Genomic DNA, 12,783 nt, shown 5'->3' on the forward strand with positions numbered 1-12,783 from the left:
ATGGATATAAAAGACTACTTAAATTTACCGTATTCGATTGTTATAAAAAAGCTATCCGACGAAAGCGGCGAATATTATTATGCTTCCGTTCAGGAACTGGACGGTTGTCGGAGTACCGGCGATTCTTTTGAAGAGGCGTATCGAAATATTTACGAAGCGATGGAAGGATGGATTGAAACGAAACTCGAAAACGGCTTTGAAGTTCCAAAACCGGTTGATGAAATGAATTATAGCGGTAAGTTTGTACTTCGTATTCCAAAGTCTTTACATAAAAAACTGGCATTACAGGCAGCACAAGAAGGTGTATCGCTCAATCAATATGCAGTGTATAAACTTTCGTAGACACTGACATTACAGCTCTCCCGCATTCTCCTTCCATCCCAGTACCCGCTGCTTCATTCCGGCGATATCCAGCACACCTAAGGCAAATCCTTTGCGTACCAGCTCAGAGGGAACATACTCGTCGTATTTGTCAAAGATGGGAACTTCGTTTTCGTACACAAGCTCGAGCGGGTCAAAGTTTTGTGCGGCTTCTTCGGCAATAATGCGATAGAATTCTTGTGCGCTTACCTGCATGGTAAACTGTAGGTAGTACGGTCTGGACGGACTCAAGCCTTTGAGCCCAAGCCGTGCACCGCAGCGGAGCTTGAGAAAGCGTTCCAGCGCAAGAAAGGCATAGCTGCCCAGCTGAGGAAAGAGCGCCCACATAGTGCCGCCGAGGGAAATGAGCGGGTGAGTATCCATCCCTGCCTTGTGAAATGTATTCCGCGCTTCCTGCAACCGGCACACGGCATGGCGCATCAGGTACGGATAGCTTTTCTGTTCGGCAAGGACAGTATGCATCCGTTCCAAGATACGGGTGTGTATATCGCCTGCCACATCACCGAAATACGCAGGGATATTCCCTTTTACCAGCGTACAGTATACCTCGCGGCGCTGGTGATCCACCTCGTCCACTGCCCACACTCTGCCTGCAATGGCTATCTTCTCGCCCGCAGGCGGCGGTTTGACGATTGTTCCCAGCTCTTCGGAACCGGAACGCACCGTGTACTCGATATTTTCTTGGAACACTGCGTAAAACTTATAATTGTTGACAACCCGCTCTCCTGTAATCCCGACAATCAGCCCGCCGTTTTCCGTGCGGTTGATATGGTCAATACTGATAAGGTGCCGGAGCAAGGTACGGAAGTCCTCCTGACTGATGCGGCGGAATACCGAAAGTGTCAGTACTCTGGATGCAAGCTCCGCCGGTGTCATCTCGCCTGAGGATGCAAGCGTGCTCATGGTCTGGTGATAGAGCAGGGAAAACGGCAGCTTTTCCGTGCGCGGCGGTTCCACAAAGCGCTCTTCGATGTAAAGCTGGACGAGCGCAATCCCTTGAATAAGATACCACGGAATCATCTCCGGCAGCATTGCCCGCGATTCGGGATGATCTTCCCGCATAACAAACCACATTTCCGAAGGAGTGCCGCGCCGTCCGGTACGTCCCATACGCTGTAAAAAACCGGAGACGGTAAACGGCGCGTCAATCTGGAATGCCCGCTCAAGCTTGCCGATATCAATCCCCAGCTCCAGCGTAGCCGTAGCGCACACACTGATGAGCGAATCGTCATCCTTCATTTCTTCTTCCGCACTTTCACGGTACGAAGCGGAAAGGTTGCCGTGGTGAATTAAAAAGCGGTCGGGTTCGTGGTTAACTTCACAGTATTGCCGGAGGTGCTGGCATACGGATTCGCACTCCTCGCGGGAATTGGTAAACACGAGACATTTTCTGCCGCGGGTATGCTCAAAGATATAGCCCATCCCCGGGTCTGCGGCCTTGGGGGCAGTATCCGTCGCGGCTTCTACGGTAAGCGCCTCTACTGTGATGGGCTTACCTTCGTCAGCTTGCGGCTCCGTATTGAAGAAGTGTTCCATCGAAAGCCGCCACACTTCTTTGCCGCCGTCGTATTTGGGGATAACCGTTTCTCTCCCGCTGCCTGCAGCAAGAAAGGCTCCCGCTTCTTCAGGGTTACCGAGTGTGGCGGAAAGCCCAACCCGCCGGGGATTGCAGCCCGCAGTCCGGCAGAGCCGTTCGATCAGGCAAAAGGTTTGCCCGCCGCGGTCGGCACGCAGCAGGGAGTGGACTTCATCGATGACGATAAAGCGTAGGTCATGGAACAAAGAGGGGATTTCGCTCTGCTTGGTGATCATCAGCGCTTCAAGGGATTCCGGGGTGATCTGCAAAATCCCCGCCGGTTTACGGAGCAGCTTCCGCTTTTGGCTCTGCGGCGCATCACCATGCCACCGCGTTACGGCGATTCCCGCTTCTTCGCAGAGCTCATTCAGCCGTCCAAACTGATCGTTGATGAGCGCCTTGAGCGGAGCGATATACAACACCCCCACCGAGGCGGACGGCTCTTCGTACAAGAGACTCAAGATAGGAAAGAACGCCGCTTCGGTTTTGCCGGAAGCGGTGGATGCCGTTAAAAGCACATTCTTATCGGTATTGAAAAGAGCATCGCCCGCCGCATTCTGCACCGCACGAAGCGCCTGCCAACCGGAGCGGTAAATATAATCCTGTATAAAAGGGGCGTATTGATTAAAAATGTCCATCGCAAAATCCTTAGTACCGGAGCGTCTACTGCCTGAGTGTGAGAGACCTGTATTTCAATTAATCTTCGTAATGTCCGCGACAGGAAAGGATTTCTAAAGTATTTTTACTCACTCGGTACACAAGCCTGTTCACGTCATCAATACGGCGGCTCCAAAACCCGCTCAATTCGCCCTTTAGAGGCTCCGGTTTACCTATACCGTCAAAGCTTCCTCGTTCAATATCTTTAAGCAGCATATTGATACGCTTTATTGTTTTTTTATCTTGTAGTTGCCAATATTCATAATCTTCCCAAGCTTCATCAAACCATATTTTTTTCATTCATATGCCTCGATAAGCTCATGCTCTACGCCTTTTCCGGCATTCAGAGCCTCAATGCCGCGGCGTAAATGAGCCATGTTGCTTTCACTGTAGAACGGATCCGTTGCTATTTCAAACGGTATTTTTTGTTTCCTGACCGCCGTTTTTGCAAATACACAAAATGCTGCTGTCATAGTCATTCCAATCTCGGAACAGAAAGCTTCAAACTGCTTTTTTAAGTCCTCGTCTATACGGATATTTATGTTTGTCTGTGCCATAATAATAACTCCCTTTATATTTATTGTAGGTATATTTATTGATGATGTCAATATTTTTTAAATTTAGAGATATCATACCGGAAGTTTTGTTGAGTTTGTACTACCGGTTATTCGTGCGAGGGTTTAATACCCCGATGCTCGCGTCGGGGTTGTTGATTAAAACTGATGACGGACGCGATCTTCCGATTATGACGATGGGTCCGATTTGTATTGCGCCGGAACTAAAGCGGCATGGACAAAGTAATACAACGGTTTTGAAATTGGAAGAAAGAAATAAGCAGGATGAAGATTCCTTCGCGTCATTTTGTAATGTGTATAAACTTTTTGAAGAGATTGAAAAGCTGAAGGAATAGGTATATCTCTATTCGGGGACTTTCATATACTATCTATAACTAAGATCATTGACCATTCCTTTAAAATCTATAAGGGGTAGTTCTAAGGAGCGAGCATAATCGCAAAGTTTACTGTCCCCGGAAATAAGGAGATCGCATTCTTTTGCCATAAGAAGTACAATGGAATCTGTTATGCCAAGATCATAGAATGCGTAGTGCCGGATAGAAGTTACATTTTCCGGTTCCCTGACATTGCGTACAAGTTACTTCTCTTACTCCGCAACTTGCAAATCCAACTAACAATGCCATACATACTAACATTATAACTAAGATTTTTCTTCTCATTTAAAATCTCCTATCAATTGATTTTCGATCAACTTATCCATGGGCATGTATTAATATACTACAAGGTATTTATCTTCATCTAAATACAATTCATCAAACGCTTTAGCTGTCCATTCAGATGGATCAGACAAGCTCTCAACTTTTGAATTAACCTTGTATTTCTTATTACCTGGTATATTTGCTATATATCCTCTTTCTCCTGGATTGATACGTACATAAGAATAATATGATGTAACATCCTCATTATCAATCTCTTTTACATACCAAAAAGTTATAGCAGAATTAGTACTGGCATTTCTTAAGTAAACCGTATATGTAGGAGAACTACTATCTTCACCACCGTTTTGCTGTCCACCGTTGTTACCGCCGTTGCCGCCGCCGTTGCCGCCGCCGTTTTGCTGTCCACCGTTGTTACCGCCGTTTTGCTGTTGAGTACTTTGCGGGCTATTTTGCTTTACAGGTTGGTAACACGCTGTAAAAGCTAAAATACAGCACAGCATAGTAATGCTTGACGCAATACGAATACGCAATAAATTTTTCATAAAAACTCCTTTTCATTAAGTATATGTTGTAATAATTTTACATACTATATTAGGTATTGTCAATACTTGATTTATTTGACTGCATACAATATTTCATAAAGAATTAAATAATGGATGTACAAGAATTGGAATTATATGTCTGTCGGCGCCTCAGACAGGAACGAGAGCGTCTCGGCTATTCGCAGATGACGCTTGCGTATGAATCGGGAGTCTCGCAGAATATGATTACCTACATCGAAACGGGAAAACGGACTCCGACTTTAAATACACTGCTAAAATTATGTACCGCAATGAAAATCGATCCGTCTATTTTATTTCCACAGAACGCTATTCTGTCGAAGGATGAAGCTAAAAAGACGATTATCAACTTAATTGAATTGTATCTGTAAAACTTAAAAGTTTGATGCCCAAAATTGATATGAGTGCCGTGTGCAAAAAGAGCAGGCACTATTCTTTTACTCACTAAAAGAACATACGAGCATTATTTTATTCGATCATCAACTGTATGTTTTGAACGACAGAATCAATTTCTTCAGCGGCTGCTTTTTCTATGAAATGACAGTTTCGTTGTTTCCAGTCAAGACTTTTTATTTGATCACTCAATATACATCCGCTGATTGAATGCCCATTCAGCACAATTTCAAAAGGGTACCCTTTTATATGGCTTGTAATCGGACAGATCAAAGCAAGTCCGATTTTTTGATTATATTGTTTATGAGAAATACAAATTGCAGGGCGTCGGCCTTTTTGCTCATGCCCTATCTGCGGATCAAAATCGAGCCAGACTAGATCGCCTTTTTCAGGGACATAATTTGAATTTACCATGCTTCTTTTCCAGCTGCATATCCTGTAGAAATTTCCGAATGTATATTCTCTTCATTTACTAGCGCAAGCATAGCATCAAGAGATTTTTTTTGAGGAAGAATAATGATCTTTTCCTTTTCCATAATCACTTCAACGGTACTGCCGTTTTTTATATCATTATCTTTTGCCCAAAACGAAGGGATTCTCAAACCTAAACTATTACCCCATTTCTGAACTACAGCCTGCATACCAGTACCTCCGCATAGTCAGTGTATACAATGTATAGACCGGTTGTCAAGCAAGAGTATACATGAAAAAGGAATTATGTAGTTCACCTTAAATCGTAAACTCGGCATAGTTTTCATCGGTGGTGTCCGATACCGCATCAGACTTTGCATACGAAAATGTATCGGAGTTTAGTAACGCGATAATGCTCATTCCCGGATTTTGGTACAAAATATCCAGCAGCTCGATAAAATCCCGGATTACTTCGCGCGGGGTGATATGTACATCGGCACCGATCCGCTCATATTCAATTTTGATAAACCCAGCCAAATCGTTCGTGGTGATTTTCTGTTCATAGCCATAGAGTCCGGCGTGCATCGCGGCGAGTTTTTCACAGAGGATCAGCATTTCTTCTGCAGTAATCGGGTCAAGTCTGATTACCGGCGCAAGTAAGTCCCGTGCACCGGGCTTGGAAAACTTCCCCTCTGCAAGCCGGGAGCGGAGTGCCTCGTAGCTGTACACACCGCGCCGCTTATCCTCTATTGCCTGCGGTGTTGCCCCCATGATAATACCGAGGTATTTTGCCTTTCCTTGTAAGGTGTCGTTGTACATGGTGAGGAGTTTTTCGTAATTGTACTGGCGCGTGATTGAGTTGGGAACTTTATAAATATTGACGAGTTCGTCGATCATAATCATCATGCCGGAGTAGCCCGCCAGCCGAAAAAATGTTGCAAAGAGCTTGAGATACTCGTACCAGTCATCATCTGTGATAATGATATTGACACCGAGTTCTTCCTTTGCTTCGCGCTTGAGGGCATATTCACCCCGGAACCACCGCACTACTTTTGCTTTCGTTTCATCATCGCTCTTGAGGTAGGCATGATAATAGGCTGAAAGTAATTGCGCAAACTCAAAACCGTGTACCAGCTCGCTCACCGAAGCGGTTACGGCATAAATCTTTTGATCGACACGCGCAGTCAGCGCCGGGTCTCCGGGTTGCAGCCCGCTTTCTTGCAAAGCTTCATTTTGCACGGTGCTGATCCATCGCTCCAATATCAGCGTGAGTGCGCCGCCCTCCGGTTTTGTCTTTGTGGAAAGATTCCCGATCAGCTCGCGATAAGTTGCCAGCCCCTGCCCCCGCGTTCCTTGCAGTCTCCGCTCCGGGGACAGGTCTGCATCCGCAACAATGAACCCGCGATCCATCACATAATTTCGGATAGCTTGCAGTAAAAAACTCTTTCCCGCTCCATACCGCCCGACAATAAACCGGAACGAAGCGCCGCCTTCGGAGATAATATCAACATCATGCAGCAAGGCTTGAATTTCATTTTTCCTTCCGACGGTAATATAGGGCAGCCCGATACGGGGCACAACACCGCCTTTTAAAGAATGTAATACTGTCTGCGCAATCCGCTTAGGAACTTTTCTTTCTGCTTCGTTCATGTTGTTTCCTTTTTCAAGTATCTTTTATCTATCTTTCATATTGATTCTATTGCGAACAGATTCTATTAACAATGAATAAACCATTTCAAGTATATTTGTATTAATTCCAAAGGATTGTAATATAATTTTATCAAAATGAATCCTATCTTCTTTTTTTATTTCTTCAAAGATTGTTCCAACCTCTCTTTTTTCTATAGCTTTAAAAGCATTTATAATTTCTGTTTTTTGTTTTTCATCTAATAATTCAGGATTTAATGCACGAAGATTTTTTAGATATGTTGCATTTAAATCCAAAGCACCTAAATTACGGGAGGTTCCTCTCATTTCTAGAGTTAAATAAGTTATTGCAGAATTCAGTAAAGCTGTAATTAATTCGGTAGCAAATATATCATTCGTTCTCATTGCTATCAATCGTTGGTCGATAACAAACGGTACTTTAGAATAGGTGAAGAAAAATCGTTGATACGGATTAATAGCTGTTATAACATTAGCAGTTTTTGGCTGTAAGGAATACCAATAAGGCTTATGACCTGCATTTGCTTCAGAAATAGTTTTGCTTTCATTTTTGTTAGGCCTATCTTTAAATTTATCAATCCATTTTTTTGTGCCTTCTTTTAAATTCTTATAATCTTCATTGCAGACAAAGAGATAATTCGAAAAAATATTTTGGAAAAGCATAGAAGACAATTCTGTCGGAGACTTTATCATTGGGATTAAAAATCGGGATTCAATTTTTATTTCTATTTTCTTTTTTTCTTCTATTATAAACATTTTATTCCAACCGGTTCGTTCTCCTCTAATAACTTCAAAGATACTTGGAAAGTATTTAACCAAATATTTATCAAAGGGATGGAAAAGATTGGATGAAATAAAAAATTCGGACCAGTTTGTTTGTTTGTCAATAGAATCGACAAGAGTCTTTTTTGAAATAATACTGACAGAAAAATTATCAGTTTTGTTAACATATAAATCTGAAAAGAATTCGTTTTGTTTCCACTTGATATTTTTACTGTCATTACAAGTATCAATATCTGCATAGAAATCTTCAATTTTTTGAATTTGCTCTTGTGTACTTTTTTTATTAAAGAATTCAGAGAGTTTAAAGTTTATTGTTACAAATTTTGTAGACTCATCATTTACAACTTTTTCCAAAACAAAATATATTGTGGCTACCTGTGAATCAGTAAACCAATGTTCAGCTTTACTCTGTATAATATATTTTATATGAAAATTATCTAATAAAAACTTTTTAAATTGAAATCCATATTCTTTTCCTAGCCATGCGTTTGAGGTAATTGCCGAAAGGATACCGCCATCTTTTAAGAAAGTGATCGAATTATATATACAATAAGTAAAATAGTCTGATCGCTCATTTATTTTAAATGCTCCATTTTTAAAGAAAACTTGTTGCTTTTCTTGAAAAAGTTTTCTAAAGTGCTTCGTTAAAATTTCATTAGGGATGTCTTCTTGTTGAATAAAGGGAAAATTGCTTGCTATTCCATCAAAGAGAGGTATTTTAACGGAAATATGTTCGATATAATTCTGTGAATCAGGAAAAATAATTTCTTTTCCGACTTCTAAATTAAAATAATCATTTCTTATTATTCTTGGGAAATTATCAGTTTTTGTTACATCTTGTTTATATAGATTTATAACTGATAGAATCGCCGGAAAATGAGATATATCATTCCCCCAAATATGACTTAATAAAATCGAATGATTATCAATGCCGTAAAAATTTAAAATTTTATAAAAAGAATTTAAAAGACTGCCTGTCCCACAAGTAGGATCAAACAAAAAAGCTGAATTTGTTTTTACAGTAGGGAACGAAACTAAATGTGCTAAAATTTCCGGTGTAAAATATTGTCCAAACTTTTGTTTTTCATTTTTAGGCACTAAGTTTTCAAGGATATTTCCAATTACTTCTGTCGGTAAGATTTTAAAATCAAATTCTGTTAATACCGAAATTAAGCCAAATAAGGCTTTTTCAGTTATATCAGAATATTCTATAAAATCAGTAAAATAAGGTTGAAATATTGCTTGGTAATCTATTTTTTGTGCTCTTTCAAAATAACTATTAAGGATTAATTTTAAATTATGTGTTTTTTCAATTTTTACCCTTTGAAGCTCTCCGCTTAAATTTTCACATAATGTAAGATAAAATAGAATTTTTCCTACCAAGTTATAAAAAGTAAACTTTGCGAGTACTTGTTCAGGAACAATATGTTCAGCCCTTTTTGATGAAGATGATAGTATTTTTAATGTAGAACTTTCATATATTTTCCATTTATTAAAATTTGATCGAAATAAGGTATTTATATTTTTTTCATTTTCAATACTCGACTGAAATTGCGGAATTATGATGCTAGCCGTATCCTGGATTGCTTTAACGATATTTCTTGTGATGTTTATTGCCGGTTTTAATTTTCCTTCTGTATAAAGATGTTCTAAATCATGCAAAATATTATAAGCTCGTTGTTTCAATAACGGCTCATTTTTAACAAAATTAATAGGGTCTGATAAATCTTCGCGACTTGAAATCGTTGCTTCCTTGGGATATTCTTTTATTCTTACAAGAGTATCAATTGTGTATTCAGCTGTATTTATTCCCCATATTACAGCTTGCATTCCATTCCATGTAACAAAAGATTCTGCTCTTATTTTTTTTGCTTTTTCTAATGCATTATTAAGCATTTCATAATCATCAACAGGAGTGTCAGGAAATTTTAACTCCCACCCATTAAAAATGACACCGGAAATTTTGTCGGTAAATAGCAATATATCCGGAAATTTGGTCTTTCCCGATTCCATTTTAATGCCGGTATCATTGGTTGCATCTTGGAAGATAGTAACTTTCTTTTCTATTGCAGATTTTAACCAACTAATTAATTGTCCTGCCCAGTCTCGTTCATTTCTTTTTACTGATGTATCGGCCATTTTATTGTAATGCTACCATTAAATTGGATTCTTCATCGAAATCTTTATTTTTGAAAACTTTTGCTAATCTTTTATTGCATACTTCTATGTAATCAATAGCTTGTACTTTGTGCAAAAGGGCATTTTCGTTTTTCTCAATTCCTATAAAATGCCGATTTTCCATTGCTGCAGCAACAAGGAAGCTGCCGCTACCGCATGCATTATCTAAAATAATATCGCCGGGATTACTGTAGGTACGAATTAAATAACGGCCTAAAGAAATGGGTTTTTGAGTCGGATGATATACAGCACCTTCGGCTTCAGCTGTTTTAAAGTAAACAAAATCTTCACGGTCTGATGTATCATCATAAAAGACAACATCGTTCGGATAGCGCATACCGTTACTTTGAACATGTCTCGGTTTAAAATCACCGTAACTACCTGTACATTGGTTTTTACGAATACCTTTATCGTAACTTTCACCTTTTATCATTTGAGGATTATATGTCGGTTGTTTTTTATAAAACACACAAATATCTTCATGTTTTCTAAGCGGTTGTTTTTTTGCATTTAAAAAGTTTGTTGATTTTGATTTAATCCAAACAATAGTATATTTGAACCAACTCTCATTACTTAAAATTAATTTTGCGGTGAACAATCCTTGTGCTGTTAATACTATAGCCCCATTGTCTTTTATAATGCGCGTATATTCAGCCCACAATTTTTTTAAATCAATAACAGAGTCCCATTTATTTTGTGTTGTTCCATACGGTAAATCACATAATATCATGTCAATTGATTTATCCGGAATATATCGCATTAAGTCAAGACAGTCACCTTGTAATACTTTGTCTTTTAATTCAGATATGTCCCTTGTAAAAAGATTTCTCGTTTTATATTCTGCTCTTGGTTCATTTAATTCCAAAAGAACATTATTAAGATCTTCGACCTTGTACCGGCGATAATTATTATATGGATTTCTGACAGCTTTTAATTTTCCTGTTTTGTCCCAATTTCTTAATGTTGTGGGAGACATATTTAAATATTTTGCAGCTTCTTTTGTTGTTAAGAATTCCGAATACTTCACATTATCATTATCAGACATGGTCTCACCTCTCAAAACATTATAAAACCTTATCAAAGGCTACACTTTATAGAGACTATTGTCAATACAGTAATTAGGGTAGTCCTCCCCTATCGCACTAGCTACATCTCCCCGATAATCTTCCACAAGGGTAATCGTTTCTCCGTCGCATTCCACGACCGTATCGCCGATAAGATCAAACAAGGCCTCGTTGATAGCATCGGCGATAACGCTCGGCATTCCATGCTGTGCGGTAATCAATTCCTGTACCGGCTCCCCGCGGAGCAGCATCTGCAACAGCTGTATCTGCATACCGTCTAACAAACCATCTAACGGAACGGACACTCCGGACGGAACGGATTGTACGAATGCTGAATCCGACGGCACTGCTGCGGACGGCATAGATGCGGTCGATGGAACGGCCGCGGGAATCGGTATAGATGCAGCGTCCGGTATAGCATCTCCGTCATATTCGGGAGTACCGGTGTGCTTTGAGTTTTCCGTCTGTTTGGACGCAGCCTCCGGCGAGCCCATCGTCTCTTCCTCGGTTAACAGGCTGTCTTGAGTTTCAAGCGCATCCTTTCTGATTTTATCCAGGCCTGAAAAGTCAATCGAGATCTTAGGACGCGCCGCCTCGAGCTTTGCTTTCCGATCCGCCCCAATAACCGCTTCTATATAAGGTACCGCCCACGCTTCCTCTTTCCTCTCTTTAAGCGGGCGTCCTGTTTTTAAATACAAACGGAAGCGCCGATCAGCTTCATGTAAAAGTTCCGTTATGTGCTGTTGTCCGTCATACCATTTGTGATAGCCATATTCATGCCATATATTGTTTTGAAAGCTGTACTTCCGGCATGAGTTCAATTCATAAATTACAGTCTCCCGTTTTCCTCTTCTGTAATAGAGCGTATTGTTGAGCGGATTCCAGTACCGTGAATACTGTATCCCAAAGCAGAGTTCAAAAAGATCCTTTTCACCCTGACGATATTGTGCCGATGCGAGCCTCCACACTGCTGCAAAAAGGTAGATTCCTGTTTCTTTATCCTTTTGTATTACAATCGATGAATCGGGGGTTCTCCCGCTGAACAGGCAGAGTGCGTTAAATATCTCCTTATCGCTGTATTTTTCCGGATTACGTAGAATTTCAATATTGGAATCTCGTTCCAACATTTGACGGGCAGCATATCGGTATGCTATTTCAGTATCCAGTCCGTTTACCACAGCAAAGTCAAACATCCACTGCTGAATATTATACCGTATATATCCGGTGCTTAATCCTGAATCGATATAGCTTTCTTTAAACTCTTGTATTTTGTGGAAGCTTTCTTCCGCGGATACCGCTCCTATTCCATTAAACAGCTCAGATAGGTACATCAAAACAAAGGCGTCGCAATTTTTCTGATAGTTTCCCTTCCGCAATTCAGTTCGCCATGTAAAATACCCGCGTAGCTGAGCTAATGATAAATTATGGTAGGATGGCCAATACTCGTATATTTCTCCAGTCCAAGGAGCATTATCTTCATAGTTCTCCATGAATTTTCCTTGCACATAGAAGTTTTTGCACTGCTGTCTAAAAGAACCGTCCCCATATTGATAGAGATTCTTCATTCTACGAATTTGCTCCGGAACATACTTTTTCGACCTTGACGCTGCTCTTTTTGAAATTTTATCCGGTGCTGTTTTTTGCCGAGAGACAGCGCTATTCTCCGTCGTTATGTTTTGCCGTACCGTTGTATCATCATTCGGTGTTCTTATTGCAAGCGTTTGACCGGCAAAAAGCGGTGCATCTTGGTACTGTGCTTGCCCCGTATTGCTGTTATCGAGAATCACGGTGAAGCCGCTTTTTTCAGTGGGGATGCTCTGTTCATCGTAGCTATCTAGTGTATCCATTATTTCCTGCAATGTTATATAAAAATCCTTTTTG

At 40.5% G+C, this 12,783-nt stretch carries 13 protein-coding genes; 3 read left to right on the top strand and 10 right to left on the bottom strand.

All coding sequences use genetic code 11. The features are described 5' to 3' along the window. Entirely contained in the window at positions 1-342 is a 342-nt protein-coding gene (locus ABK01_RS09395; protein WP_212565215.1) for a type II toxin-antitoxin system HicB family antitoxin, read from the top strand. A gap of 9 nt (positions 343-351) precedes the next feature. Here the strand turns inward: ABK01_RS09395 and ABK01_RS09400 are convergent, their stop codons facing one another. The 3 genes from ABK01_RS09400 to ABK01_RS09410 are packed head-to-tail and all read right to left on the bottom strand — an operon-like array spanning position 352 to position 3,171. Continuing rightward, complete coding sequence (locus tag ABK01_RS09400) at positions 352-2,595, bottom strand: DEAD/DEAH box helicase (protein ID WP_253675440.1); 2,244 nt, start codon at positions 2,593-2,595, stop codon at positions 352-354. A 58-nt stretch (positions 2,596-2,653) separates the two neighbouring features. Continuing rightward, positions 2,654-2,914: a Txe/YoeB family addiction module toxin gene (locus ABK01_RS09405; RefSeq protein WP_212565217.1), complete on the bottom strand. Its 261-nt coding sequence runs from the start codon at positions 2,912-2,914 to the stop codon at positions 2,654-2,656. Continuing rightward, positions 2,911-3,171 carry a type II toxin-antitoxin system RelB/DinJ family antitoxin gene (locus ABK01_RS09410; protein WP_212565218.1) on the bottom strand — a complete coding sequence of 87 codons (261 nt, stop codon included), beginning with the start codon at positions 3,169-3,171 and terminating at the stop codon, positions 2,911-2,913. The genes ABK01_RS09405 and ABK01_RS09410 overlap by 4 nt, the downstream gene beginning before the upstream one ends. Before the next feature lie 41 nt (positions 3,172-3,212). On the opposite strand from ABK01_RS09410, the gene ABK01_RS09415 reads away from it, so the two are divergent. Next, positions 3,213-3,524, top strand: coding sequence for a hypothetical protein (locus ABK01_RS09415; protein WP_212565219.1), 312 nt, complete (start codon positions 3,213-3,215; stop codon positions 3,522-3,524). Positions 3,525-3,898: 374 nt separating this feature from the next. Here the strand turns inward: ABK01_RS09415 and ABK01_RS09420 are convergent, their stop codons facing one another. After that, entirely contained in the window at positions 3,899-4,390 is a 492-nt protein-coding gene (locus ABK01_RS09420; protein WP_253675441.1) for a hypothetical protein, read from the bottom strand. 110 nt (positions 4,391-4,500) lie between these two features. Here ABK01_RS09420 and ABK01_RS09425 point away from each other — a divergent pair, with 110 nt between their 5' ends. Beyond that, on the top strand, positions 4,501-4,779 hold the full coding sequence (locus tag ABK01_RS09425; protein ID WP_212565221.1) for a helix-turn-helix domain-containing protein: 279 nt from the start codon (positions 4,501-4,503) through the stop codon (positions 4,777-4,779). A gap of 97 nt (positions 4,780-4,876) precedes the next feature. Here the strand turns inward: ABK01_RS09425 and mazF are convergent, their stop codons facing one another. The 6 genes from mazF to ABK01_RS09455 all read right to left on the bottom strand — a co-directional run bounded on the left by mazF (position 4,877) and on the right by ABK01_RS09455 (position 12,749). After that, positions 4,877-5,215 (bottom strand): endoribonuclease MazF, encoded by a 339-nt coding sequence (gene mazF, locus ABK01_RS09430; protein WP_212565222.1) that lies wholly within the window; start codon positions 5,213-5,215, stop codon positions 4,877-4,879. Further along, a complete protein-coding gene (locus ABK01_RS09435) occupies positions 5,209-5,442 on the bottom strand; it encodes an AbrB/MazE/SpoVT family DNA-binding domain-containing protein (RefSeq protein WP_212565223.1) in 234 nt (77 codons plus the stop codon). Before ABK01_RS09435 ends, mazF begins: the two co-directional genes overlap by 7 nt. An 88-nt stretch (positions 5,443-5,530) precedes the next feature. Then, positions 5,531-6,862, bottom strand: coding sequence for an ATP-binding protein (locus ABK01_RS09440; protein WP_253675442.1), 1,332 nt, complete (start codon positions 6,860-6,862; stop codon positions 5,531-5,533). 24 nt (positions 6,863-6,886) lie between these two features. Beyond that, complete coding sequence (locus ABK01_RS09445) at positions 6,887-9,799, bottom strand: N-6 DNA methylase (RefSeq protein WP_253675443.1); 2,913 nt, start codon at positions 9,797-9,799, stop codon at positions 6,887-6,889. 1 nt (position 9,800) lies between these two features. Continuing rightward, a complete protein-coding gene (locus ABK01_RS09450) occupies positions 9,801-10,883 on the bottom strand; it encodes a DNA methyltransferase (protein ID WP_212565226.1) in 1,083 nt (360 codons plus the stop codon). 39 nt (positions 10,884-10,922) lie between these two features. Next, positions 10,923-12,749 (bottom strand): TerB N-terminal domain-containing protein, encoded by a 1,827-nt coding sequence (locus tag ABK01_RS09455; protein WP_253675444.1) that lies wholly within the window; start codon positions 12,747-12,749, stop codon positions 10,923-10,925. Between the last annotated feature and the right edge of the window lie 34 nt (positions 12,750-12,783).

It is taken from the genome of Treponema sp. OMZ 305, assembly GCF_024181325.1.
Taxonomy (GTDB): Bacteria; Spirochaetota; Spirochaetia; order Treponematales; family Treponemataceae; genus Treponema.

Excerpts from the sequence above, each read along its gene's own strand:
- ABK01_RS09450 (WP_212565226.1), bottom strand. The coding sequence starts at position 10,883 with ATGTCTGATAATGATAATGTGAAGTATTCGGAATTCTTAACAACAAAA.
- mazF (WP_212565222.1), bottom strand. The coding sequence starts at position 5,215 with ATGGTAAATTCAAATTATGTCCCTGAAAAAGGCGATCTAGTCTGGCTC.
- ABK01_RS09400 (WP_253675440.1), bottom strand. The coding sequence starts at position 2,595 with ATGGACATTTTTAATCAATACGCCCCTTTTATACAGGATTATATTTAC.
- ABK01_RS09410 (WP_212565218.1), bottom strand. The coding sequence starts at position 3,171 with ATGGCACAGACAAACATAAATATCCGTATAGACGAGGACTTAAAAAAG.
- ABK01_RS09395 (WP_212565215.1), top strand. The coding sequence starts at position 1 with ATGGATATAAAAGACTACTTAAATTTACCGTATTCGATTGTTATAAAA.
- ABK01_RS09455 (WP_253675444.1), bottom strand. The coding sequence starts at position 12,749 with ATGGATACACTAGATAGCTACGATGAACAGAGCATCCCCACTGAAAAA.
- ABK01_RS09425 (WP_212565221.1), top strand. The coding sequence starts at position 4,501 with ATGGATGTACAAGAATTGGAATTATATGTCTGTCGGCGCCTCAGACAG.
- ABK01_RS09440 (WP_253675442.1), bottom strand. The coding sequence starts at position 6,862 with ATGAACGAAGCAGAAAGAAAAGTTCCTAAGCGGATTGCGCAGACAGTA.
- ABK01_RS09435 (WP_212565223.1), bottom strand. The coding sequence starts at position 5,442 with ATGCAGGCTGTAGTTCAGAAATGGGGTAATAGTTTAGGTTTGAGAATC.
- ABK01_RS09405 (WP_212565217.1), bottom strand. The coding sequence starts at position 2,914 with ATGAAAAAAATATGGTTTGATGAAGCTTGGGAAGATTATGAATATTGG.
- ABK01_RS09415 (WP_212565219.1), top strand. The coding sequence starts at position 3,213 with ATGATGTCAATATTTTTTAAATTTAGAGATATCATACCGGAAGTTTTG.
- ABK01_RS09420 (WP_253675441.1), bottom strand. The coding sequence starts at position 4,390 with ATGAAAAATTTATTGCGTATTCGTATTGCGTCAAGCATTACTATGCTG.
- ABK01_RS09445 (WP_253675443.1), bottom strand. The coding sequence starts at position 9,799 with ATGGCCGATACATCAGTAAAAAGAAATGAACGAGACTGGGCAGGACAA.